Source organism: Cyanobium sp. HWJ4-Hawea (assembly GCF_024345815.1).
Classification (GTDB): Bacteria; Cyanobacteriota; Cyanobacteriia; order PCC-6307; family Cyanobiaceae; genus Cyanobium_A.
Genome location: NZ_JAGQBV010000026.1, coordinates 1 through 21,668, shown reverse-complemented (window position 1 = coordinate 21,668; position 21,668 = coordinate 1). Strand labels below are relative to the sequence as shown.

Here is a 21,668-nt window from a genome sequence, read left to right as displayed (position 1 = left end):
GAGGTGCATAGTTCTCCCAGGAGATCTGGGCTGGGATGAGGCTAGGACGATTGTTCGGATCAGGGCCTTGCTCAATCGAGGTCAAGTTCTAGTTCAGCTGGGTAGAGGAGATGGCTGAGCTGAAACCTCTGACATCTCTGACATGCGGGCTAAAGTTGCACCATCGGCCTTCGCCCCATGGTCACCCGAGCACCCCGACAGAAGCGAACTCCCGCCAACGCGACTGCATCGTTTCAGCTGCGGCTGAACCGACAGTTGAGCCACGCCAGGTTGTCTCAAGGCGCTCAGCGCGCCCTGCTTGGGGCCGTGGAGGTAGCCAGTGGCACGCCCAGCACTCCGGAAGGGGAAGAGGATTCGCTGATCACGGCATGGCTGGGGGAGGCGCCTGAGGATCCCGCCCAGCTGGAATTCGAGGCCCTGCAGGCACGATTTGCCAGCCGCCGTGAACTGTTGCAGCACTGCATCGGCACCAGCGACGTGGTGCTGATGCTTGGCCTGCGCAACCGCCAGACCCCTCTGGATCGCCTCAAGGCCCGAACGCTGCTGGCGATCCGCGAGCAGAGTCAATGGCGATTTCCCCTCTGGCAATTCGATCCCGATGGGCCCGACGGGGTGATCGCCGGCCTACCTGAGGTGCTGGCCGCCTTGCCCGTAACCGATCTGATCAAGGCCCGCTGGCTGCAGCGCCCCCAGCCGATGTTGGATGGGCAGACGCCACTGCAGGCCATGCGCGCAGGGCAGTTGGGCGGCGTTCTCGCCGAAGCCCGCTTTGTTGGCTGTGGTCAGGATTAGTCCACCGCCACCAAGACGCGAAACAAGGCCCATCGTTCATGAGCTGGGCACTGGCACCCAATTGCTCCGGATCTATAGCCCTGAGCCCCGCGGAATCCTCTATGCCGGCCTCACCTTGTCGTGCTGTTTGGTGGAGTGCTTTGGTGATACCGGCGTCATCGACGCTCAAGGCAGACGCCTTGCCTTCCTGTTGACCACCTGCCCCTTGCAGCTGCTTGAGCTGCGGGGCCGTGGAGCCATGCGTGCCGGAAGTGTGGCTGCCTTGGCATCAACTGCCGATCGCGACCTCAGCCAAGACTGGTCAAGGCATTTTCATGCCACCTATCTGCAGATTGATGGGGTGATCTACAGCAGTGCCCACAACGAAGAAGCAGCGGTGGCTCTGTATGAACGTGCAGAAGCAGATCTTCACTGCGAGATGGATTACCCACTAGATCACAGACTCCTGCGCAGCCGAATCCTCAAGATCGCCAACGACCATGCCATGGAGGCGCCACCAGGGTGAGCATCAAGCACACTCGGCGGCATCCGCCAGCAGCTGCTGATCATCTGCATCGGGCTCAGGCTTACTGGTGATGCTGGCTTGGAGTGCTTCCAGTAGCTGAGTGGCTTCTGCGGATTGCCCCAGCTTTTGCAGCACGCGGGCCAGATCTAGCCGCCCGCGGTTGCTCCACCAGGCATCGGGGCCTTGATGCTCTAGGCGATGGCCAAAGGCCTGTTGGCGATAGGCAGCGGCCTCCTCGAGCTGCCGCGCCCAGCGCTGCATTGAGGCTGTGCAGGTGGCGCAGCGGTTGAGCGCCGAGAAGGGCTGGCCCCAGGTGTTGCCCTAGGGCTTTTGGAGCTTCATCCAGCTCTTTTGGAAACAGGGCGCCTGTGGCAAACGGTTCCGCCGGTGTCGGCCAGCTCCAGAGGGCCCGGCCGCCTGGGCTGAGATTCAGGCCTCGTTCAGCAGGCCCAGCGCTTCCATCACCTGGAGGCGGATGCCGCCCAGCTGGGTCCAGGCCCGCACCGCATCCTCCCTGCTCCGGTAGGGGCGCCAGTCGTCCTCAGCAATGCGGCGCTGGAAATGGACCGCCACACGCCGCGCAACGGCGACATCGCTTCGCCTGGCCAATCGCAGCGTTGTCCCTTCGATCACCATTTCAACAGGCATGGCGTTGGGGAGGGATCAGCAACTTGCCAGGCTCATTCTCTACCCTCTCCAGCCCCTCTCAGGCCAGGATCGGGAAACAGCCCTTCAGCCCGTTCACCAGAATCTGAACAGCCACAGCTGTGATCAACAGACCCATCAAACGCTGCAGCACCCGTTCGCGGGTCTGACCAAGCCAGCCCCGCAGCCGCGGCGTGAACTGCAGGAACAGGTAGAGCCCCATGGCGATGGCGCCGATCACCAAGCTCACCAGCCGCCGCCCGGTCCAGGCGCTGGGAGCTTCCGCAACCACCAGTGAGATCGTGCCGGGGCCTGCCATCAACGGCACCCCGATCGGCACAATCGCCGCTGCCGGATTATCCGCTAAGGCGCTTCCCAGCAACGCCGGCCGCCCCTCCAACAGCCTCAACCCCAACGGCAGCAGGATCAGGCCACAAGCAGCACAGCCAGGTAGGTGAGCACCGCCAGCGTGGGCAGGCTCATGGAGATGGCGGGGTTATGCCCAGCGCCTGGGCGCCAAAGTGCCGCGTCATATCGGTCTGCAGATGCCAGGCCGTCAGCAATGTTTTGGCGATGCGCCTGAGCTCGGCCACGTCGTTGCAGGCATCGATGGCTCTGGCCTGGGTCTCAACAACGAACTGGCGACTGAGATCTGAATCCAACATGTTTTTGAAGCACTGTTACGAAATATTAAGCGGTGGACTGTTGAGGCGGGGCCGGTTCCCCGCACGGTGCAATCCACCTGTGTTGCTGGCTTCGCTCACGTCACAGGGCTACCAGTAGAGCCCAGCTGGTTGGGCTGGCGCGCCCATCGGCAACGTGGACACCAACAGCTCAGGACAAAGATTTTGAGACTGGAGGATGGCAGATAAATTGAGTTGATCCTCCAAAAGGCAGGCATGCCCACTATCCGGAAGCAGAACGATTGTGGTGTTTGGAAGAAAGCCTGCCAATCGCTTCGCTTCGCGTTGGGAAGGCAGGAGTCGATCCGCTTCTGAAGCCAGGATTAAAACAGGCTGATGAACGCGATCAAGAGGAAGATCCTCCAGACGAAATTTTGTGAGCAATGCCATTCTCCAGGCAGCGCTTTGGGGCCTGACAGCCTGCATGGCAGCCAGCAGCTGAAGCCGTGTTGGCCTGCTGACCCGATGGGATGCAATCAGAAGATTGCACAGACTGAGGGCGGAGAGATGGTATATCGGTGCGGGCAACAGATGAGTCACAGAGCTGCAGGCACCGATCCATGGTTGACGCTGTGCTGATGAGGCGGGATTGACCAGAATCAACCGATCACACAGGTTCGGAAAGCGTGTGATCAGCTTCAAGGCCAAACAACCACCAAACGATTCGCCACAAACTGTGGTCGTGCGCCCAGGATGACGTTGCTGCTCCATCCGGATCAGAGCGGCGACCTGCTCGGTCAGCTCGTCCCAACCTTTGAGGTCGTCTGGGGGAATGGATAAACAGTGAATGTCAAAGCCAGAGCTGAGTCCGGCAACCTGTGGTTGCAGCAACACACCACTGCCGTCCATGCCCGGCAAAAAGACAAAAAGCGGCCGAGACGGTGTCGCTGGTGTGCAAGCAATGAGCTGCAAAGGCCTGAAGGTGGCGATCATGATCTACGAGTGCGCATCATAATCATTGGGCCAACATTTCAGCAATTTGACTCCTACAGTTTTGGGTGATTTCTCTAGCTAGAGAGGCTCCTCTGCTACCACGATACCGAGATCTCAAACTCTCATCAATCAGCAGAGGATGGCCAAAGAGAACATCAACATGCCGGTAGAGGATTGCCGAATGCCAGCCACCACTTTGAAAAAGTGCTTCCGATGGATCGAAGCGCCGAAACAAGGCAAGCGGTGCAAGTTTCCCCTGCTTTTCCTCCCTTGAAGCAATGGCGACGGGCAGGATGAACAGGTGATCCACCGGCACCCTTAGGGCAAGATGGGCAAAGCCCCTGTGGAACCTGCTCAGCTGATGGGGGGCGTTGATCTTTACCATCGGATCTGCACCCTCGGGAAACACACCCACCACCTGATTGGATTGCAGAAATCTGGCCGACTGCTGGAAAAAAGACGACTGTTTTCGCTGATCAGCCCCGAGTGGAAAGGCACCCATCAGCGCAATTGCCTGCTGAAGTAGCGGCACTTGACACATGTAATAGTGACAGGCGAATCGCACAGGTCTGCTGATCGCAGACATCAGCAGGGGAGCATCAAGTAGACTGCGATGGTTACTGACAACAAGAAGTCTATTTTTGGTAGGAATTCGCTCAAGATTGTGCGATATTACTGTCATGCCTACAGCCTCCAGCAAGCTGCGAGACAGTTGCAAGGGAATGGGGTGTTTCATGCTTGCTGTCTTGTCACTCTCGGTGATGCGATCGGAGTGTGTTTGCTAAGTTCCCGCTTTGCTTTGGAAAACTGCAAGGTCGCCTGCGTGAAATTATCTGTAGCTAGGAGAAAGAATGGAGCTGGCGTCAAGCCTGGCGGATCACCGCACAATCGGGCCATCCTGCTTCAGGCGGTTCGGGCCAGGGTGGATCTGCGCCGCCGTCCCAGTGGTTCGATCCACTCGTTCAGCACCTGGCGGTGCCATTGCCTCTGAGGAGCGACCCGGCAGCCCAGCTGGATCTGCCCCTGATCGAGCAGGCGGCCCAGCCGCTGCATTGCCGCCTGTTCAGCCCTGGTGAGGCAATCTTGCTGGTTCAACAGCCAGTCAATTTCAGCCTGGGTGATCACCCCAGAGCTGAGGCTCTCAAGGAACAGCTCGCCAGTGGTCATCGGTTTGTAACGACTCCGTCACATTCTGGTGGTTAAGCGGGGCTTCCGCGAGGCTAAAGGCCCAGAGCCGCCGCCCGGAAGCCGCGCCATGACAGGGCTGGGATCGCCGCCGCGAAGCTTCACGTTACTTAATAAAGCTTGCCACTATTTCTGAAAACGTCACCCCCCACTACGTTTCCACGTCCACCTTGCTCGAACTGTTCGGCGGCTTCATGGCCGCCTGCGTCACCCTCTGGCTCACCGCGATGAACAAGTTTGTCGCGCCTGCCGTTGCCGCTGTTTTTCGCCTATGCCGCCGGGTTCTCGGAACTGATCGGCAACTGGCTAGTGATCCTCTGCCTACCAACACCCTCTAGCTGCCGGCCTGAACATCTACATGCTGGAACAGGTGGAACACCACCTGGCAGGACGCCTTGCCCTGCCCTTCAGCACGCCGGGTCGCTTTTCCTTTGATGCAGGCACAGGGATCGAGCTTGTCTCCGGACTGGATCAAGGCGGTGCTGCCCCTGAATCGGTTTAACCCGGTGGCTATGACGCCCTCACTCCGGCGGTTATCGCAGTAAAGGCACTCCGCCAGGCCGATTGAGCGTCAAGAGAAGGGCTGCAGCCCATGGATCCCCAGCCCACACCCGCGACAGCGCCCAAACCAGTCACATTGCGTTACACTTCACGTAACAAAACTCAACACACATGACTGAGTCCACTCCCCGCTTCGGTTTCGTCGCCTTTGCTGAAACCTGGAATGGCCGCCTGGCCATGCTTGGCTTCGTGATTGGCCTGGGTACCGAGCTGCTCACCGGCCAGAGCATCCTTGGCCAACTCGGTCTCGGTTGATCGCCATGGGCACCGACTACACAGCCGCCATCACTGCCGTCGTCGCACTCGTGTTGGTACTGACTGGTTTAACCACCTACCTGTTCAGCCGCCCTAGCGACCTTGCACCGAGGACTCGATGAGCGCCACATTCACAGTGCTTCTCTTTGGCGCCTGGCTGATTAGTGCCTTAATGCTGCAGCCCAACATCGCCGATTAGTAGCAGCAAGCTTCCGCATCTTTTATTACCACCCAGGAGATCTCCATGACCAACACTCCCGCCAACGACCAGCTGCTCAATAACAGCTCTGAACAGCTGACCCTCGTGGAGCAGCTCCGGAAAGTCGAACTGTTTAACGGCCGTGCAGCCATGCTTGGCATCGTGATCGGCATCGTGGTGGAGGGCCTAACTGGCTACGGCATCGCCCACCAGATCGGCCTCGGCGCCTTAGTGGATGGCTATGCCTCCTGCCGCACCCAGTTCCTGCCCTTCTGTTTCTGAGTTTTCTCTAAAAGCCTCGCCCAACCCCCTCAAGAAGTGCACAGCGGCTAACCAGGCAGGAGCCCGGGGCCAACGCTCCGGGCTTTGCTGTAGTCATGCTTCTCATTAGTAGTTTTGGCCCACCTAGGCCTGTTCCTGATGAAAGTGATACTGGATCTGTGTCGCCGCCTGTGAGAGGGTGCTCACTGAAGCCGGCATCAAGATCCAGCTGCATCCCAACGGCACGGCGATCGAAGGTGAGTGGGTGCCGGTGTTCGCCGCGATTGAATCCTGCCACCAGGCGGTGCAGGCCATGGGCTGCCCCCGCGTCTACACCAACTTGAAAGTAACTACCCGCACGAACAAGGAGCAGACCCTGGAAGACAAGGCGGCCAGTGGTTCGCCAGGGACCGAGCCTTTGAAGACCTATTGCGGCAGCGCTTTCTCAGGCTGACCCGTCAGGCGATCGCCGGCGAACTTGACTCCTGGAGTGCTGAGCCAAGCCGTGCCTTAGCGCTGGTGTTACTGCTGGCTGATGCCGCGCTGCAGCTGTTTGACCAATTCACCGATTCCCCCACTGTTGATGTCGTCTGCAGACACCGGGATGTGATCGCCCAGTCGCCGGTGAGCTCTTCGCAAACAAAGCATCCGCGAGTGCCTTGACTCTCTAGTAACTGGAGACACGACACTGGAGAGATCTCGTCTTGTTGTCAGCTGTCATGACCTCCACCACTCTTCAAGCCATCCGCCTTTACCGGATGGACCTCCCAGACCACTCCTGCCCTTGGGGTTTACGGGCAGTGCGGCTGCTACGGGAACGGCATATTCCCTTCGAAGACCATCGCCTCACCAGCGCCGAGGAGGTGGAAGCCTTCAAGCTCTCCCATGGCGTGACCACTACGCCGCAAATCTTCTCGGGGAATGAACGGGTCGGTGGCTACAGCGATCTCGCCGCACGACTCGGCGTCCGGCCGGAAGCCGCTGAGATCTCTTACGCGCCAGTTGTAGCCGTGTTCCTTACCGCCGGCTTGATGGCCCTGGTGCTGGCAGCCGGGCTGGGCGGCTTCATGGGGTTCGCCATCTGCCTGCTAGCCATGCTCAAGCTGATGGATGTGGAGGCATTCGCCGCCAGCTTCCGTAAGTACGACCTGATCAGCCAGCGTTGGCGGCCCTGGGGCCGCCTCTACCCTGGGATTGAGCTGCTGGTGGGCCTCGGCGTGTTGCTTCAACCCGAGCCCGCCGCCGTTGCCCAGCTGGTGGGAATTGTGGCCGTTCCGCTCGGTGCCATGGGCATGGTTTCGGTGGGCAAGGCAGTGTTCATCGATCAGCTGGCGCTCAACTGCGCCTGCGTGGGCGGCAACTCCAAAACGCCCCTTGGCGTAGTGAGCTTTGCGGAGAACCTGATCATGACCGCCATGGGATTGGTGATGCTCACCGGTGGCTAATCCGATCTCAGGCCTTGGCCCTGCGGCCTGAAAGTAGAAGAGCCAAGCCGGAACCAATGACCACCAAGGTGAACAGCCCCAGCAACCCTGAGTAGTAGGGCTGCAGGTTCAGCGGGCCAAAGCGGCCGGAATGAATCTTGAGCAGCCAGAAAGCATCGATGCCCTGCTCCAGCAATAGGCTGTAGAACGAGCCAGTGGCCGCGGTGAGCAACAGCGGTGCCGCCGCTATCGGCACGACCCAACGATGCAGTTGGCGCCAGCGACTTTTCGGTAGCAAAGGCATGGCGCTTTAGTGGTGACGCAAATGCTGGTGCAGGGTTGCCTCGTTGCTGCAGGGCATCCACATGCCGCTGTTCTGGTGAGTGCCCGTGCAGCCAAGCTCCTTGGCCCGTTGCTCGGCCTCCTGCTGGGTGTCATGAAGGCCCTTCGGGTGGGCGTGGCTGGCCAGCGGCATTGCTGCCAGCGCTAAGGGGATCAGGGCGATGCGTCTGGCTAACGAGAAGCGATTCATCGGGGCGTATGTGGTTGATGACAAACGATACGGAACCTGAAAATTCAGAACTGAAAAAGGGCGTCGTATTGGCTGTACTCCAGCTTGCTTAATACCTCCAGGCGCAGCGATCTAGGCATCTGGCGTCGGTTGGTGAATAGTTGGTGAAAGCGGAACAGCCCTGCACATCTCTGCACAGCTCGTGCCATCACCCAAAGGCCAAGAACCGTTGCAGCGGCAGGTCTCTGTGCACCTCTGAACAGTTTGGTGTAATCCTGCTCAATATCTTATCTAGGGCTTTTGGATCACCAGGCTGCGGCGGCCGGGGCCGAGGGGCTGGGCTGGTTTGAACAGCCGTGCAAGCAGGGCCGCCAGGCTGCGCCATTCAGGTGGGGCCTGGCGTTCTGGCCAGGCATCGGGCCGGCCGTAGAGCCAGCTGACCAGGGCAACCATGGCCTGCTGATCGGCCCTGTCCCAGCAGGCCTGCCAAAGGTTGCTTTGGCCTGTGATTAGTTCCAGACCCTCCAGAGTTAGGGGCGGCAGGCTGGCCTGCTGCTGGAGCTGCAGTTGGAGCTCCAGCTTTAGGGAATGGGCCCCCGCTGGCAGCGGTTCACTGCCCTGCCATTCGGCGCCCGCTTCGCTGAGGGCCCGCACCACCCCGGTCACAGACCAGGGGCTGCCATCGGCCAGCTCGCCTTGCAGGAGCGCCGGCATCTGGATCGCCAGCCAGGGCGTTGGATCACTGGCGGCGGGATCCCAACAGGCCCGTAGGGCCACCAGCAGGCCCACCAGGGTCAGGCCGCCCCACACCAATCCCAGCCAGTCTCCGGCACTGCCTAATCCAGAAACCAGGTGGCGCAGGATCGAGGCCAGGTTGAGGGTGTTGAGGGCAAGCAGCACCAAAAGGGGCACCGCCAAAACCGGAGCGATGCCGCCGCGGCCCTCGACGCGGTGCTTGGGGGTTATCCGGAAGGGTTGCACCTTCCCCCAGAGGCTGGCTAGCACCGTGGCGGCCAGGGGCACCGCCAGGGCCCAGCCGGGCAGATCGGCCAGTAGGGCATGGCGGCTGCCCCGGTTGAGCCAGCCCACGCTGAGGAGCAGGGCGATCCAGAGCGGCAGCAGCAGTTCCACCAGCGCCGTGCCCGTGTAACGCACGGGCGACACATCCAGCAGGCCGATGCAGAGGGGCATCAGCAGCAGCAACAGGCGCGGCACCGTGTTGAACCAGTGCAGGGCCCCTTCGATGTAGGCCAGTCGCTGGCTGAGCCGCAGACCCCGCAGCCGCAGGGGGCCCTGGGGCAGCCGCAACGCCTGCAGGGTGCCGGAAGCCCAGCGCTGCCGCTGCCTGACGAAATCAAGCATGGTTTCAGCGGCCAAGCCGGCGCTGAGCTTTTCGCCCAGATAGCGCAGCCGCCAGCCCTTCGAGGCCAACACCATGCCGGTCACCAGGTCTTCGGAGATGGCCTGCTCCACAAAGCCGCCGATTTGATCAAGGGCTGAGCGGCGCACCAGGAAGCTGGTGCCGGCACACACCACCGCATCCCAGGCGCTGCGCACCGGTTCGATCCAGCGGTAGAAGCTCTCCTCATCCGGCAGCAGCCAGGCCTCCATGGCCAGGTTGCGCATTATTGGGTCGGCGTTGAGGAAGTGCTGGGGTGTCTGCACCAGGGCCACCTGGGGATCGAGCAGCAGGCCGATCGTGCGCTCAAGAAACTGCCGCTGCGGCACGAAGTCCGCGTCAAATACCGCCACCAATTCGGCGTCGCACAGGGCAAGGCCGGCGTTGAGGTTGCCGGCTTTGGCATGGAGCCGCTGGGGGCGGTGGTGATAGTGGCAGCCGTAGCGCGATGCCAGGGCGATCAGCTCGGGGCGGCCGGCGTCGTCGAGCAGCCAAAGGCACCGATGGGGATAGCTCAACTGGCTACAGGCCTGCAGGCAGCGCTCCAGCACCGGTAGCGGTTCACCGCAGGTGGGTATCAGGACGTCTACGGCGGGGCGCCAGCCGCCGGCCAGCCAGCGGGCTTGGGCCGCATTTGCCTCGGGGCGACCATCGCTGAAGCGGCGCCAGGCCAGCACCAACGGCAGCAGGCCGCTGAGCAGCAACCATCCTTCCGCCAGCAGCAGCAGCACGCTTAGGCCTGCCGCCAGGGGGGTGCTGAGGTTGAGGCTCGCGCTTACGCGCCAGTGCAGGTAGCGCAGGGTCAGCAGGGCGAGCAGCAGCAGCAGGCTGCGGCGCATCCATAGGGGGCAACTTGCCTCCGGCCGTCGGCTCAGCCACAGGGGCCACAGCAGGGCCAGCCAGGGAAGCCAGGGCGTGGCAAAGGGGGTCACATAAATCCCAGCTGGGCCCTGGCTTGATCCAGCAACGCTAGGGCCGCTGCCGGGGTGGCTGCCCGCATCAGCTCCTGGCGCAGCTGGGGGGCGCCGCTAAAGCCCTGGCAGGTCCAGGCCATGTGTTTGCGGGCGATCAGTAGGCCGTGGTCGCCCTTGGCTGCCACCAGGGCCCCCAGTTGTTCGGCCGCCAAGGCCAGACGCTCGGCCGGGCTGGGGGCGGGCGGCACGGGCCTGCCGCCCAGGGCCGCATCGATCTGGCCCACCAGCCAGGGGGCGCCCATGGTGCCCCGGCCCACCATCACCCCATCGGCGCCGGTGATCTCCAGGCAGCGGCTGGCAGCGGCGGGGCAGTTGATGTCGCCATTGGCGATTACGGGAATGGCCAGGGCTGCCTTGACCCGGGCAATCGCCTCCCAATCGGCCTGCCCCTTGAAGGCCTGCTCCCGGGTGCGGCCGTGCAGGGTGAGTAGCTGGGCGCCGGCGTCTTCGAGCTGGCGGCACCAGCTGACGGGGTCGAGGTCGCTGCCGCACCAGCCCAGGCGTGTTTTGACGGTCACCGGAATGCCCACGGCCGCGCCCACCACGGCGACGATGCGGGTGGCCAAATCGGGATCCCGAATCAGGCCACTGCCGCCCCCTTTTTTGGCGATCTTCTTCACCGGGCAACCCATGTTGATGTCGATCAGGAAGGCGCCGGCGGCCTCGGCCCGGCGGGCGGCTTCGGCCATCGCCTGGGGGCGGTAATCAAACAACTGCACCCCGATCGGGCCAGCTTCGCTTGCGAGCTCCTCCACCTTTTGGCGGCCGTGGCCCAGCTCCAGGCTGGTGGCATTCACCATCTCGGTGAACAGCAGGGCATCGGGGGCCCAGCGCCGCACCAGGCCCCGAAAAATCCGATCACTCACCCCCGCCAGCGGCGACTGCAGCACCCGACAGCGCAGGCTCCGGGGTGTGCCGTTGCCGGGCAGCTCGATGGGCGCCAGGGTGTGGGGAGGAGCGGTGATCATGGTGATTCGATTGTGACGCCCTGTGCCTGCTGCCTACCCCCTGAGCCGGGCCCTGCTGGAGGCCGTATTGGCCGACCGCACCAGCGATCGCTTCGTGTGTGAGCTGATCTGGCCGCGCCTGGGATACGCGCCCGATGGCTCCGGAACCTGGAGCGCGGGCCCGGCTACGGATGCCCTATGGCGGGAGCCCTTCCCCCTTGAACCCCAGTTCATCGCCCAGCGGCCCGCCTCGGTGGCGCTCACCCGCTCGATCCCGAAGCAGCACAAGCAACTGCTGAAGCAGCAGCTGGGTTTTGCGGGCTACACGATTGGCGAGCTCTACCCGCGCCGCACCCGCCGGGCTACGGCGGTCAATTGGCTGTTGGCCTATCTGGCAGAGCGCAATGAGCCCCTGCCCGCAACCGGGCTCCTGCCGGAGCTGCTGGAGCCGCCGGCCAATCCCGTGGCCGGGCACCCGGGGGATTGGCCCGTGGCCTAGGGGGCAACCACTCTGTAGGGTCAAGTAAGGAAATAGTTGTAAGGGATAAGGCGTTTTGGCGCTTCCTGTTGTCGCCATCATTGGCCGCCCCAACGTGGGCAAATCGACCTTGGTCAACCGGCTGTGCCGGAGCCGGGAGGCGATCGTGCACGACCAGCCGGGCGTGACCCGTGATCGCACCTACCAGGAGGGTTACTGGGGCGATCGCACCTTCATGGTGGTCGACACGGGCGGCTTGGTCTTCGACGACGACAGTGAATTCCTGCCCGAGATCCGCGAACAGACCAATCTGGCCCTGGCGGAAGCCTCCGTTGCCCTGGTGGTTGTGGATGGCCAGCAGGGCCTCACAGCCGCCGATGAGGCGATTGCCGAATGGCTGCGGGGCCAGGGGGTGCCCACCCTGTTGGGTGTCAATAAATGCGAATCGCCGGAGACCGGCCTGGCCATGGCGGCGGAGTTTTGGGGCCTGGGGCTGGGGGAACCCTTTCCGATCTCGGCGATCCACGGTGCCGGCACCGGCGACCTGCTCGACAAGGTGATCAGCTATCTGCCTCCCACCGAGGAGGTGGAGACAGAGGCGCCGATCCAGCTGGCGATCATTGGCCGCCCAAATGTGGGTAAATCCAGCCTGCTGAATGCGGTGTCCGGTGAAAACCGGGCGATCGTGAGCCCGATCCGCGGCACCACCCGCGACACGATCGATACCACGATCGAACGGGAGGGCAAGACCTGGAAACTGCTCGACACAGCCGGTATTCGTAGGCGCCGTTCGGTCAACTACGGCCCGGAATTTTTCGGCATCAACCGCAGCTTTAAGGCGATTGAGCGCAGTGATGTCTGCGTGCTCGTGATCGATGCCATCGATGGCGTTACCGAGCAGGACCAACGCCTCGCGGGCCGCATTGAAGAGGACGGCCGCGCCTGCGTGGTGGTGGTCAATAAGTGGGATGCCATCGAAAAGGACAGCCACACCATGCCGGCGATGGAAAAGGAGCTGCGCGCCAAGCTCTATTTCCTGGATTGGGCGCCGATGTTGTTTACCTCGGCCCTCATTGGCCAGCGGGTGCAGGCGATTTTCCCCCTCGCCCTGTTGGCGGTGGAGCAGCACCGCCGCCGGGTCACCACTTCGGTGGTGAATGAGGTGCTCACCGAGGCCCTCAGTTGGCGTTCTCCCCCCACCAGCCGCGGCGGTCGCCAGGGCCGTTTGTATTACGGCACCCAGGTGGCGGTGCGCCCCCCCAGCTTCACCCTGTTTGTCAATGATCCGAAGTTGTTTGGCGACACCTATCGCCGCTATGTGGAGCGTCAGATTCGCGAGGGTTTGGGTTTTGAAGGCACGCCTATCAAACTGTTCTGGCGCGGCAAGCAGCAGCGTGATGCCGAGAAGGAACTGGCCCGGCAACAAGCCCGGCGCTGATGGATTGGTTGCGGCAGCTGCCGATCGGCCAATTTGTGGCCGAGGAGCAGCCAGGTCGGCGCAGTAGTTGGCTGCGGAGCATGGATCCCCGGCTCAAGCTCGGTTGGACCCTGGCCTTCCTGATTACCCCAATTCTGGCGGGGCCGATCTGGCGCATTTCCCTTGTTGGGGTGTTGCTGTTGATCACCGCCGTCAGCGGTTTGCCCTGGCGGCTGTGGCGCCGCAGTTTGCCCGCCCTGGTGGCTCTGGCGGTGCTGGTGGGTTTGCTGGCGTCGGTGCTGCCGGAGGGTGCCATCGCCGCTGCCCCCCTGCAGCGTCCGCCCCAGGAGCTGCGCTTGGCGCCGGGATCACCCCTTAGCCCAGCCCCCGAGCGGGCTGGCGAGCGTTGGGAAATCCTCCGCCTCGGCCCCGTTTCAATCAACCGCCGCTCGGCCAAGCTCGGTCTCAATGGCGCCACCCTGCTGTTCACCCTGGTGCACAGCGCCAACCTGCTGCTAATCAGCACCCCAGCCGAGGAGTTGGTGTGGTCGATCAGCTGGCTGCTGGCGCCCCTGGGGCGCTGGGGTTGGCCGGTGGAGCGCCTCGGTTTCACCTTGCTATTGGCCCTGCGCTTTTTGCCGCTGGTGCAGGAAGAACTGCAAAACCTGTTGCGATCCCTGGCTACCCGGGCGGTCAATTTCAAGCGTTTGGGCTGGCGAGCAGGCCTGGGTTTGCTATTGGCCCTGGGCGAACGTTTGCTGGCCAACCTGCTGCTGCGGGCTGAACAGGGGGCAGAGGCCCTGCTCGCCAGGGGTGGACGCTGGGCGCCCCCTGACCAGTTGCATCAAATGGCCCCTGCCCACCCTTGGCTGAATCGCTGGGCCGGGGCGGGCCTGGCCGGTTTGCTGCTGCTGCGCTGCAAAGTCGGTGGTTTTTAATGGTGCGACCCCGGCCCTGTGAGCCCGTAAAACCAAGCCTGCCGAAAGAGTGAGTAAAGAGAGATACCTCAACCATCCCACCTTTGGGATGCTCTACCAGGTGGCGCCGCTGCTGGAGGGCAGAGAGCTCTACGCCACCCTCTATGCCCAGCGCATCTTCTTTGTGGTCACCCTCCAGCCCAAGGGGGCCAGTTTCGAGGTGGTGCCATTGATGGATGCTCGCCAATTAGCCGAACAAAATCTGGGCCGTGTCCGGAGGGAAAGCACGGAGGTAATGGCCTTTTGGCGCAAATTGTTTGACCAGACCTTTATCTAAATGACGAGCACCCTGGCGGAGCGCTTTGCTGCCCTTGGCCAGGCCCTGCCGGCCGGCAGCCATTTGCTGGCGGTGAGTAAGGGCCATCCCGCCGAGCTGGTCAGGCAGCTGGCCTCCCTGGGCCAGCGCAGCTTTGGCGAGAGCCGGGTCCAGGAAGCCATCGCCAAGCAGGCGGAACTGGCGGATCTGCCGCCCTTGGATTGGCATTTCATTGGTCGCCTGCAGGCCAACAAAGCCCGCCAGGTGCTGCGCCATTTCGGCACAATTCACTCGGTTGACAGCCTGGAGTTGGCCCAGCGGCTGGCCCGCATTGCAGCGGAGGAGGGCCTTAGCCCCAGGGTATTTTTTCAGCTCAAATTCCAGGCCGATCCCGATAAAACTGGCTGGGAGCCCGATCATTTTTTGCGGGATTGGCCCCAGTTGCAACTGCTCGCACCCCTGCAGGCGGTGGGCTTAATGACGATCCTTCCCTTCGGGCTAACCCTGGCCGAACGAAAAGTGCTCTTCGATCGATGTGCCGCTTTTGGCACAAGGTTTGGGTTGCCAGAACTCTCGATGGGCATGAGTGGAGATTGGCCTGAGGCCGCGGCAGCTGGCAGCACCTGGCTGCGAATTGGCAGTGGCCTATTTGGTTCCCGCAACAATATTTCTGCTTAAAAGCAAGAAATTTCCAGCTGGAACCCTTGCCGTCATTGGTTCAAGGCGCTATTCAGGTGGAAAGCATCCTTGAGGTTGGCTCTGTGTCGTTGTTTTCTCGTCTGCGTGCCGTTGTCTCTGGGGATGACTACCTCGATGGCGACTACGATGATGAGCTCGATTACGACGGCGGAGAGTTCGATGAACCCACCCCCACGCCCCGCTCTAATTCCCTGGCTTTGACCCCTGATTTCGGCGCCACCGATCCTTTCTTGGGCACCAATGTGATCGGCATGCCGGGCCTATCAAATGCCACCGCTGAGGTGTCCCTGATGGAGCCCCGCAGTTTTGATGAAATGCCGAAGGCCATCCAGGCCCTGCGCGATCGCAAAACGGTGATTCTCAACCTGACGATGATGGAGCCGGACCAGGCCCAGCGGGCCGTGGACTTCGTGGCCGGCGGCACCTTTGCGATCGATGGCCACCAGGAGCGGGTTGGCGAAAGTATTTTCCTGTTCGCACCTAGCTGCGTCACCGTCACCACCGCATCCAGCGATGAGGCCTCCTCTCCCACGATCGTGAGTCGGGAGATCAACGAGCCCGCCGAGGCTGCCCCTAGCCCGGCCTGGGGTCGTCAAGACACCGCCATCTAGGGATTGTCTGCTCCTTCCTTAGGTGTGGTGGGCCTGGGCCGGATGGCCCGGGCCTTGCTGTTGCCGCTGCTTGAGGCGGGAATTGTTGAGCGTGCGGGGGTGAGGGCTGTGGTGGCAAGCGATGCTTCCGCAAAACGCCTCAGCCTCGAGCACTGCCTGGAGCTTGGCCTGGAGGTGGGCACCGATCCTGCCCAGGCCTGGCGTGCCCCGGTGGTGATCCTGGCGGTTAAACCCCAGCAGCTTGAGCAGGCGGCAGAGGCTGCGGCCCTTGCTACCAGCACGGCAGAGGCTGCTGGGGAGGCCGAAACAGCTGGCGGCCTGCTTATTTCGGTGTTGGCCGGCGTAAAGCTTGGGCGGCTCCAGGCGCTTTTCCCCACTTGGCAGTGTGTGCGGGCCGTGCCCAATACGCCGGCGATGGTGCGCAGCGGTCTGACGGGCTTGGCCTTTGCCGATTCTGTAACCAGCGAACAGCGGGCCTGGGTTGGCGAGTTGTTTGCCCTGGTGGGTGAGGTTCACCACCTGCCCGAGGCCCAATTGGATGCCTTTTTGGCGCTCACCTCATCGGGGCCAGCCTTTGTGGCCCTAGTTGCCGAGGCCATGGCGGATGGGGCTGTGGCCGCAGGCCTGCCCCGGGTCCTGGCCCACCGCTTGGCCCACCGCACCTTGGCCGGCACGGCCGCCCTATTGGCCCAGCAGGATTTGCACCCCGGCCAGCTCAAGGACATGGTCAGCAGCCCTGGGGGCACCACCATCGCCGGGCTCAGGGCCCTGGAGAAGGCGGGACTGCGCTCTGCCCTGATTGAGGCCGTGCTGGCCGCCGCCCAACGCAGCCGGGAATTGGCCTAGCCCAGCTAGACGCAGGCCTAGGCCTTCCCCTTGCCCAGCTTTGGTTCGGTGCCAGCCAGCAGGCGCTCGATGTTGCTGCGGTGCCGCCAAACCACCAGCACCGTGGTGAGCAGGGCTAAACACAGGTAGGCGGGCCGGATGCCGCCTGCCCCAAAGGATCCCAGCATTAGGAGGGGCAGGCTGAGGGCGGCCACCACGCTTGAGAGCGAAACAATTCGGCTGAAGCTCAGCACGCTCAAAAAGATGCCAAAACAGGCCAGGCCCACGGGCCAGGAGACCCCCAACAACATGCCCAGGCCGGTGGCTACCGCCTTGCCACCACGAAACCCCAGCCACACCGGCCAGATGTGGCCAGCCAGGGCCGCCAGACCGGCCAGCACCACCCAGCTGTCGATTTGCCAGGAGGGGGCGGCTCCCAGGGCCAGGGCCTGGGGCTCCAGCACGGCTTTGGCCAGCAGCACCGCGCCGGTGCCCTTGAGCACATCCACCAGAAACACCACTAGGGCCGGGCCCTTGCCCACCACCCGCAACACATTGGTGGCGCCGGTGGAACCGGAGCCTTCCCGGCGAATATCAATTCCGGCCAGCCAGCGGCCGGCCAGGTAGCCACTCGGCAGGGAGCCCAGCATGTAGCCAGCAAGTAGCAGTAACAGGGGAGTGGCGGAAAACATGGGGGCCAGCAGGGGGGTTAGTAGAACTCTTCTTCCGTTCTGAGCTCTTCTGGACCGGCCGCAAAGGCCAGCCAGAGCGGAAATTGCAGGATCGGAATGTCGATTACCTGCTCGGTTGCATCCACCACAATGAAGGGCAATTCACCCCGTTCTTCCAGGCGATCGGCCCGCTCAATCAGGGCATCGGGGCGCTCAAACAGCACGATGCCGCTGCTGGGGCCGAAGTCTTCTCGGGCCAGGCCCAGGCAATCTTGAAGCCCCCGCCGCCATTCCCCCAAGCGCTCGGGCTGGCTCGCTAACACCAGGGTTTGGAAGCGATCGCCATAGAGCTCCCCAAGGATCGCAATTGCCGCAGCTGCCACCAGGGCATTGCGGCTGCGGCTGCCACTGCTCGGTTGGGCGCCCCTGCCGCCCTGGCCTAAAAACCAGTCCTCTAGGTAGCCGGCGCCGCTGCTCTCCAGGCTGCGTCGCAGTTTCCAGGGGTCGGCGTAGAAGTCGGGTTGGTTGCCAAAGGAGGCCAGGCGCTCGCGAATCAGGGCCCCATCTGGTTGGAACTGGCCGGCGACGGTAAGGGGCGGCTGGGTTGAAGAATCCTCCGGCTTGGCGGCGATTGCGTCGAGGGGCGAGGGTTTTACCAGCACCTGCTGGGGGATCAGCTCCACCTGTTCGGCAGCTACGGCCAATTCCTGCAGTGCCCCAACTAGGTAGTCCTGGAAGCCCTTGATGCGCCTTGCCACCGCATCCGACTGGCCGGCAAAGCTGCTCTCAATTTCGGCCTGGATCTGGCTGAGGCGCCCCTCGAGCTGGACAATTTCCGCCTGGAGCTCTTCGCGTCGCTGGCGCAGTTCGGTGAGGGCTAGGTCGCTCCAGCTGGTTTCTGGGCTGGGATCGTCAGACATCGCTGGGGTTAGGGGTGGGCTCCGGTTTTGTCAGTTGGCCAAGGCGTTCGTCCAGGTGCTGGACCAGTTGTTCGCGCAGGCTGGTGGCATCAAACAGCACCGGCAAGAAATGGATGCTGCCCTGTTCACGGAAATAGAACAGCACCGGCAGGCCCGGCCAGAACAGTTTCCAGCCCAGCCACTCCCCGTAGGAGAAGCGGCGCAGCAGGCTCTGTTGCCGCCACACCAACAGGGCATCGCCACCAAATTCCAGCCGCAGCAGGCTGGTCTGCAGCAGCAGAAATAGCCCAAATACCGTCACCACTAGGGCCAGCCACAGAGCCCCACCCCAGAGGGGAAGCAGGCCTAGAGAAGCCAGGCCTAGAACCATGACCCCAATGGCCACTGCGTAGCTGGGTTGGAGCAGGCTGCCGCTGGAGCCGGGAAAGAGGCCACCCTCGGGGCGATTGCTGGGTGAAATTTCTTCCATTAGCCGAACATCACTTTGGTGAGTAGGGCATCCACGATTGCCACTATCACCAGGATCATCACAACGGCGCCGGTGGTGGTGGTGCCTACTTCCTTGGGCCCGCCTTTGGTGGTTAGCCCCCAGCCGCAGGAGATCACAGCGATTATCAGGCCAAACACCAGGGCCTTTGTCAGCATCGCCGGGAGGTCGGAGGGTTCCATCCAGGTACGCACCGAATTCCAAAACACCGTGGGAGGGATGTTGTAGATGAGGGTGCTGCTGACCTGGCCCGACCAAATCCCCACCCAGAAAAACAGCAGACATTGCACCGGTGCCATCACCACCATGGCCAGCACCCGGGGCACCACCAGGTACTGCACGGGATCGGTGCGCAGCATGGTGATCGCGTCGATTTGCTCGGTCACCTTCATGGTGCCAAGCTGGGCCGCATAGGCCGTGGCCACCTTGCCCGTGAGCAGGGTGGCCATCAGCAGGGGAGCGATTTCTCGGGAAAGGCCCAGGGCTAAAAGACCACCCACCGTTGCTCCGGCCCCCTGTTTGGTGAGCTCAGCGGCCACCTGGATGTTGAACACCGTGCCAGCGGCCAGGGCCGTAATCAGCACGATCAAAAAGCTGCCAGGCCCTGCCTCGAGTAATTCCTGCATCAGGTCGTTGAAGCCGATCTGGCCCCTGGCGATGGCACTTACCGCCTGGCCGCCGATCAAGCAGCTGGCCCCCAGGCGCTTCAGCCAGCGGGGCGCTCTCAACTTCAGTGATTTTTGCCGAGGGGCAATGGTCATCGCGGGAGGTCGCTCAGGTCGATTGGGGGAGCAGGGCTTTGTCCCTTGTAGGCCAGCGACGCATCACCACCAAGCCCAGTACCACCAGGATGGCCGGGATCAGGCCCATGCACAAGCGAATTGCCAGCAGGGCACTCGCCGGTTGCAGGCTTTCCTGGGCGGCCACATAGCCGCTGAAGCTCATCAGGTTGCCGAAGAAAAACAGGGCCAGGCTGATGCAGATCTTTTGGGTTAACACCATCCAGGCGGTGTATTGGCCCGCCGGTTTTTCCGGGTCCGCATCGATGGCGTCAGGCAGCAGGGCCCAGGGGATCAGGTAGGCGGTGGAGGCGCCAATCCCGGCGAGCACGATCGTCAGCACCAACAGGGCCAGGTGCAGGCAGTTGGAGCTGGAGCCGATGGGCGAGATGCTGCCATCGAGCGGTGGAATCAGCATCGCCAGGATGCAGGCACCTATCCAAATGCCCGTGCCCCAGCGCAGGGCGAGGATCCGGCCCTGGCGATAGGCAACTCCGTTCCAGACCCACAACCCGCCCAGGGTGCTCAATAGGAAGGGCAACAGGATCCAGTTGCTCCAGCTCTCGGGCAGGTGCATCACCACCGGCAAGTAGATCAGGGCTGCGGTTTGCATGATCTGCAGAGCGCACCACAGCAGTAGATAAAGCCCCAAAACCCGCAGGAAGCGGCCGTTGCTGCCGACCCGCTTAAGCAGCTTGCGGGTGGCACCGCTCTGGCTGTTGGGCTGTTGGCAGGCGCGGGCGGTAGGCAGCAGGCCCCAGCCGCAGAGCAGCGTTGATGTGGACACCACCGCGCCAGTGAGGATCCCCATCTTCCAGTAGCTGGCTGGGTTTTGGTGGTCCTGCAGCAGCAGGGCGCCAATCACAATCCCCACCAGGCTGGCCAGGATTGAGCCGGTGAATCGGGTTGTGTTCAGCCGGGTTCGCAGCGAAACATCTGTGGTCAGTTCGGCGGCCAGGGCTGAATAGGGAAGGTTTACGCAGGTGTAAAGGCTGTTGGCCACGATGCCAATCACCACAAACACGGCAAATTTCACCCCGATGGGCCCGGGGGGCAGCCACCACATCGCCGCCATGGCGGCCCCTAGGGGCAGGGCACTACCGAGGATCCAGGGCAGCCTGGGGCCCAGTTTGGTTTTGGTTTTGTCGCTCAACCAGCCCACGATGGGATCGTTGACGCCGTCCCAGAGTCGGCCAACCATCAGCACCAGGCCCGCCATCCAGGCGGGTAAGCCGGCTGCTGAGGTGTAAAAAATAAATAGGTAAAAGCCAATCAAGGAGGCCGACATGCCCGTGCCGGCATCCCCCAGGCCGTAGGCCCATAGCAGTCGCTGCCGTTGCCTCCCCTGCAGATTTATGGCATCGCTGCTGGCTTGGGGGCTCATCAGGGCAGGCTTTGTTGGTGGGCCGAAGGCCATAATGGTGGGGCTTGGGCCGGCTCTAGCCACGACCAAGCGCTAGCAAAGCTAGTGCAATTGTACTGCTGCGGGCGTAGTTTAGTGGTAAAACCTCAGCCTTCCAAGCTGATGATGCGGGTTCGATTCCCGCCGCCCGCTCTTTCCTTTAATGAGGGTTTTCGGCTCAAAGCCGATGCCTCCTGTTACCGGGCCATGGGCCCGCCCTAGAGTTGGTCATCTATATGGTCAACGGCCATGGTGCAGGTGACGGTGGCGGAAGCCAAGACCCAGCTCTCCAGCCTTCTGGATGCGGTGGAGGCCGGGCAAGCGGTGGTGATCACCCGGCGGGGCAAGGCCATCGCCGAGCTGGTGCCGCGCTGCAGCGTGCATGATTTACTTCCCCAGCTCGCAAGCCTCCGCAATTCGTTGCCCCAGCAACCGACCAACGGCGTGGAGACCATCCGGGCGTTGCGGGATGAGCCAGGCGCCTGATGCTCTACATAGACACCTGTGTGCTGCTGGCGGTGCTGACGCCGGAAGCGCACTCCGCCACGGCTGCGGCGTTTCTGGCTGAGGCCAGTGCACCGCTGGCGATCAGCTACTGGAGTGTCACCGAGCTGCATTCCGCCCTCGGCCTGAAGGTGCGCACCAAGGCCCTGAGCCAGGCACAGGCCGAGGCGGTACTTCAAGGTTTTGAGCGCAGCCTGGCGCCGGGCCTGCTGCTGCTGGAACTGGAGCCCCAGGACTTCCTCAATGCCAACGCCTGCCTGCGCGGCTGGAGCACGACCCTGCGAGCGGCCGATGCCCTGCACCTTGCCATCGCCAGCGGCCGTGGCGCGACCCTCTGCAGCCTGGATGCTCCGTTTGTGGCCGCGGCC

General features: G+C 62.7%; 35 protein-coding genes and 1 tRNA gene. 19 read left to right on the top strand and 17 right to left on the bottom strand.

Annotated elements, in window-relative coordinates:
• Positions 1-270: 270 nt before the first annotated feature.
• Both KBY58_RS07495 and KBY58_RS07490 read left to right on the top strand, forming a co-directional pair.
• Complete coding sequence (locus KBY58_RS07495) at positions 271-792, top strand: antitoxin Xre/MbcA/ParS toxin-binding domain-containing protein (protein WP_255003714.1); 522 nt, start codon at positions 271-273, stop codon at positions 790-792.
• Positions 704-1,297 carry an RES family NAD+ phosphorylase gene (locus KBY58_RS07490; protein WP_255003712.1) on the top strand — a complete coding sequence of 198 codons (594 nt, stop codon included), beginning with the start codon at positions 704-706 and terminating at the stop codon, positions 1,295-1,297. Before KBY58_RS07495 ends, KBY58_RS07490 begins: the two co-directional genes overlap by 89 nt.
• A 3-nt stretch (positions 1,298-1,300) precedes the next feature.
• On the opposite strand, the gene KBY58_RS07485 is transcribed toward KBY58_RS07490, so the two are convergent.
• The 7 genes from KBY58_RS07485 to KBY58_RS07455 form a co-directional block, all read right to left on the bottom strand.
• A complete protein-coding gene (locus KBY58_RS07485; protein WP_255003710.1) occupies positions 1,301-1,558 on the bottom strand; it encodes a hypothetical protein in 258 nt (85 codons plus the stop codon).
• 168 nt (positions 1,559-1,726) lie between these two features.
• Positions 1,727-1,945 carry a hypothetical protein gene (locus KBY58_RS07480; protein ID WP_255003709.1) on the bottom strand — a complete coding sequence of 73 codons (219 nt, stop codon included), beginning with the start codon at positions 1,943-1,945 and terminating at the stop codon, positions 1,727-1,729.
• A gap of 58 nt (positions 1,946-2,003) precedes the next feature.
• On the bottom strand, positions 2,004-2,366 hold the full coding sequence (locus KBY58_RS07475; RefSeq protein ID WP_255003732.1) for a MarC family protein: 363 nt from the start codon (positions 2,364-2,366) through the stop codon (positions 2,004-2,006).
• A gap of 55 nt (positions 2,367-2,421) precedes the next feature.
• Positions 2,422-2,607, bottom strand: a complete 186-nt coding sequence (locus KBY58_RS07470; RefSeq protein ID WP_255003708.1) for a hypothetical protein — start codon at positions 2,605-2,607, stop codon at positions 2,422-2,424.
• Between the two features lie 108 nt (positions 2,608-2,715).
• On the bottom strand, positions 2,716-3,558 hold the full coding sequence (locus KBY58_RS07465) for an alpha/beta fold hydrolase (RefSeq protein WP_255003706.1): 843 nt from the start codon (positions 3,556-3,558) through the stop codon (positions 2,716-2,718).
• A 22-nt stretch (positions 3,559-3,580) separates the two neighbouring features.
• Positions 3,581-4,258 (bottom strand): lysophospholipid acyltransferase family protein, encoded by a 678-nt coding sequence (locus tag KBY58_RS07460; protein ID WP_255003704.1) that lies wholly within the window; start codon positions 4,256-4,258, stop codon positions 3,581-3,583.
• Positions 4,259-4,461: 203 nt separating this feature from the next.
• Positions 4,462-4,725, bottom strand: a complete 264-nt coding sequence (locus KBY58_RS07455; protein WP_255003703.1) for a hypothetical protein — start codon at positions 4,723-4,725, stop codon at positions 4,462-4,464.
• A 188-nt stretch (positions 4,726-4,913) separates the two neighbouring features.
• Here KBY58_RS07455 and KBY58_RS07450 point away from each other — a divergent pair, with 188 nt between their 5' ends.
• From KBY58_RS07450 to KBY58_RS07420, 7 genes are all read left to right on the top strand, one after another.
• Positions 4,914-5,081 carry a hypothetical protein gene (locus KBY58_RS07450; protein WP_255003702.1) on the top strand — a complete coding sequence of 56 codons (168 nt, stop codon included), beginning with the start codon at positions 4,914-4,916 and terminating at the stop codon, positions 5,079-5,081.
• 20 nt (positions 5,082-5,101) lie between these two features.
• Complete coding sequence (locus tag KBY58_RS07445; protein WP_255003701.1) at positions 5,102-5,245, top strand: hypothetical protein; 144 nt, start codon at positions 5,102-5,104, stop codon at positions 5,243-5,245.
• Between the two features lie 170 nt (positions 5,246-5,415).
• Complete coding sequence (locus KBY58_RS07440) at positions 5,416-5,559, top strand: chlorophyll a/b-binding protein (protein ID WP_254929687.1); 144 nt, start codon at positions 5,416-5,418, stop codon at positions 5,557-5,559.
• Positions 5,560-5,803: 244 nt separating this feature from the next.
• A complete protein-coding gene (locus KBY58_RS07435) occupies positions 5,804-6,040 on the top strand; it encodes a chlorophyll a/b-binding protein (protein WP_254932765.1) in 237 nt (78 codons plus the stop codon).
• A 154-nt stretch (positions 6,041-6,194) separates the two neighbouring features.
• Positions 6,195-6,473, top strand: a complete 279-nt coding sequence (locus KBY58_RS07430) for an MTH1187 family thiamine-binding protein (RefSeq protein WP_255003730.1) — start codon at positions 6,195-6,197, stop codon at positions 6,471-6,473.
• Positions 6,449-6,682, top strand: a complete 234-nt coding sequence (locus KBY58_RS07425) for a hypothetical protein (RefSeq protein ID WP_255003699.1) — start codon at positions 6,449-6,451, stop codon at positions 6,680-6,682. The genes KBY58_RS07430 and KBY58_RS07425 overlap by 25 nt, the downstream gene beginning before the upstream one ends.
• 56 nt (positions 6,683-6,738) lie before the next feature.
• Entirely contained in the window at positions 6,739-7,464 is a 726-nt protein-coding gene (locus tag KBY58_RS07420; RefSeq protein WP_255003698.1) for a MauE/DoxX family redox-associated membrane protein, read from the top strand.
• 7 nt (positions 7,465-7,471) lie between these two features.
• Here KBY58_RS07420 and KBY58_RS07415 read toward each other — a convergent pair whose 3' ends face one another.
• From KBY58_RS07415 to dusB, 5 genes are all read right to left on the bottom strand, one after another.
• On the bottom strand, positions 7,472-7,747 hold the full coding sequence (locus KBY58_RS07415; protein WP_254932767.1) for a hypothetical protein: 276 nt from the start codon (positions 7,745-7,747) through the stop codon (positions 7,472-7,474).
• Between the two features lie 6 nt (positions 7,748-7,753).
• A complete protein-coding gene (locus KBY58_RS07410) occupies positions 7,754-7,975 on the bottom strand; it encodes a DUF3721 domain-containing protein (RefSeq protein ID WP_254932768.1) in 222 nt (73 codons plus the stop codon).
• 44 nt (positions 7,976-8,019) lie between these two features.
• The gene (locus KBY58_RS07405; RefSeq protein ID WP_255003696.1) at positions 8,020-8,163 is read right to left on the bottom strand and encodes a hypothetical protein; all 144 of its coding nucleotides are present in this window, start codon (positions 8,161-8,163) and stop codon (positions 8,020-8,022) included.
• An 82-nt stretch (positions 8,164-8,245) separates the two neighbouring features.
• Positions 8,246-10,285 carry a glycosyltransferase family 2 protein gene (locus KBY58_RS07400; protein WP_255003695.1) on the bottom strand — a complete coding sequence of 680 codons (2,040 nt, stop codon included), beginning with the start codon at positions 10,283-10,285 and terminating at the stop codon, positions 8,246-8,248.
• Entirely contained in the window at positions 10,282-11,295 is a 1,014-nt protein-coding gene (gene dusB, locus KBY58_RS07395; RefSeq protein WP_255003694.1) for a tRNA dihydrouridine synthase DusB, read from the bottom strand. The genes KBY58_RS07400 and dusB overlap by 4 nt, the downstream gene beginning before the upstream one ends.
• A 22-nt stretch (positions 11,296-11,317) precedes the next feature.
• On the opposite strand from dusB, the gene KBY58_RS07390 reads away from it, so the two are divergent.
• The 7 genes from KBY58_RS07390 (at position 11,318) to proC (ending at position 16,558) form a co-directional block, all read left to right on the top strand.
• Complete coding sequence (locus KBY58_RS07390; protein ID WP_255003693.1) at positions 11,318-11,773, top strand: DUF1823 family protein; 456 nt, start codon at positions 11,318-11,320, stop codon at positions 11,771-11,773.
• Between the two features lie 55 nt (positions 11,774-11,828).
• Complete coding sequence (gene der, locus KBY58_RS07385) at positions 11,829-13,190, top strand: ribosome biogenesis GTPase Der (protein ID WP_254932773.1); 1,362 nt, start codon at positions 11,829-11,831, stop codon at positions 13,188-13,190.
• Positions 13,190-14,107 (top strand): CbiQ family ECF transporter T component, encoded by a 918-nt coding sequence (locus KBY58_RS07380; RefSeq protein ID WP_255003692.1) that lies wholly within the window; start codon positions 13,190-13,192, stop codon positions 14,105-14,107. Before der ends, KBY58_RS07380 begins: the two co-directional genes overlap by 1 nt.
• Positions 14,108-14,156: 49 nt before the next feature.
• Positions 14,157-14,423, top strand: coding sequence for a PipX family protein (locus KBY58_RS07375; protein ID WP_254932775.1), 267 nt, complete (start codon positions 14,157-14,159; stop codon positions 14,421-14,423).
• Complete coding sequence (locus tag KBY58_RS07370; protein WP_255003691.1) at positions 14,424-15,080, top strand: YggS family pyridoxal phosphate-dependent enzyme; 657 nt, start codon at positions 14,424-14,426, stop codon at positions 15,078-15,080.
• A gap of 83 nt (positions 15,081-15,163) precedes the next feature.
• On the top strand, positions 15,164-15,712 hold the full coding sequence (locus KBY58_RS07365; RefSeq protein WP_255003729.1) for a cell division protein SepF: 549 nt from the start codon (positions 15,164-15,166) through the stop codon (positions 15,710-15,712).
• 3 nt (positions 15,713-15,715) lie between these two features.
• Positions 15,716-16,558 carry a pyrroline-5-carboxylate reductase gene (proC, locus tag KBY58_RS07360; protein ID WP_255003690.1) on the top strand — a complete coding sequence of 281 codons (843 nt, stop codon included), beginning with the start codon at positions 15,716-15,718 and terminating at the stop codon, positions 16,556-16,558.
• A gap of 17 nt (positions 16,559-16,575) precedes the next feature.
• Here the strand turns inward: proC and plsY are convergent, their stop codons facing one another.
• The 5 genes from plsY to KBY58_RS07335 are packed head-to-tail and all read right to left on the bottom strand — an operon-like array spanning position 16,576 to position 20,778.
• A complete protein-coding gene (plsY, locus tag KBY58_RS07355; protein ID WP_254932779.1) occupies positions 16,576-17,229 on the bottom strand; it encodes a glycerol-3-phosphate 1-O-acyltransferase PlsY in 654 nt (217 codons plus the stop codon).
• Positions 17,230-17,246: 17 nt separating this feature from the next.
• Positions 17,247-18,128, bottom strand: a complete 882-nt coding sequence (locus KBY58_RS07350; RefSeq protein WP_255003689.1) for a DUF3086 domain-containing protein — start codon at positions 18,126-18,128, stop codon at positions 17,247-17,249.
• A complete protein-coding gene (locus tag KBY58_RS07345) occupies positions 18,121-18,597 on the bottom strand; it encodes a DUF3119 family protein (RefSeq protein ID WP_255003688.1) in 477 nt (158 codons plus the stop codon). Before KBY58_RS07345 ends, KBY58_RS07350 begins: the two co-directional genes overlap by 8 nt.
• The gene (locus KBY58_RS07340) at positions 18,597-19,343 is read right to left on the bottom strand and encodes an MlaE family ABC transporter permease (protein WP_255003728.1); all 747 of its coding nucleotides are present in this window, start codon (positions 19,341-19,343) and stop codon (positions 18,597-18,599) included. Before KBY58_RS07340 ends, KBY58_RS07345 begins: the two co-directional genes overlap by 1 nt.
• A gap of 46 nt (positions 19,344-19,389) precedes the next feature.
• The gene (locus KBY58_RS07335; RefSeq protein ID WP_255003687.1) at positions 19,390-20,778 is read right to left on the bottom strand and encodes an MFS transporter; all 1,389 of its coding nucleotides are present in this window, start codon (positions 20,776-20,778) and stop codon (positions 19,390-19,392) included.
• Positions 20,779-20,878: 100 nt separating this feature from the next.
• On the opposite strand from KBY58_RS07335, the gene KBY58_RS07330 reads away from it, so the two are divergent.
• The 3 genes from KBY58_RS07330 to KBY58_RS07320 all read left to right on the top strand — a co-directional run.
• Positions 20,879-20,949, top strand: a tRNA-Gly gene (locus KBY58_RS07330).
• A gap of 96 nt (positions 20,950-21,045) precedes the next feature.
• A complete protein-coding gene (locus KBY58_RS07325) occupies positions 21,046-21,282 on the top strand; it encodes a type II toxin-antitoxin system Phd/YefM family antitoxin (RefSeq protein WP_254932783.1) in 237 nt (78 codons plus the stop codon).
• Positions 21,282-21,668: type II toxin-antitoxin system VapC family toxin (locus KBY58_RS07320; protein WP_255003685.1), on the top strand; the 387-nt coding region annotated here is incomplete at its 3' end. The genes KBY58_RS07325 and KBY58_RS07320, both read left to right, overlap by 1 nt.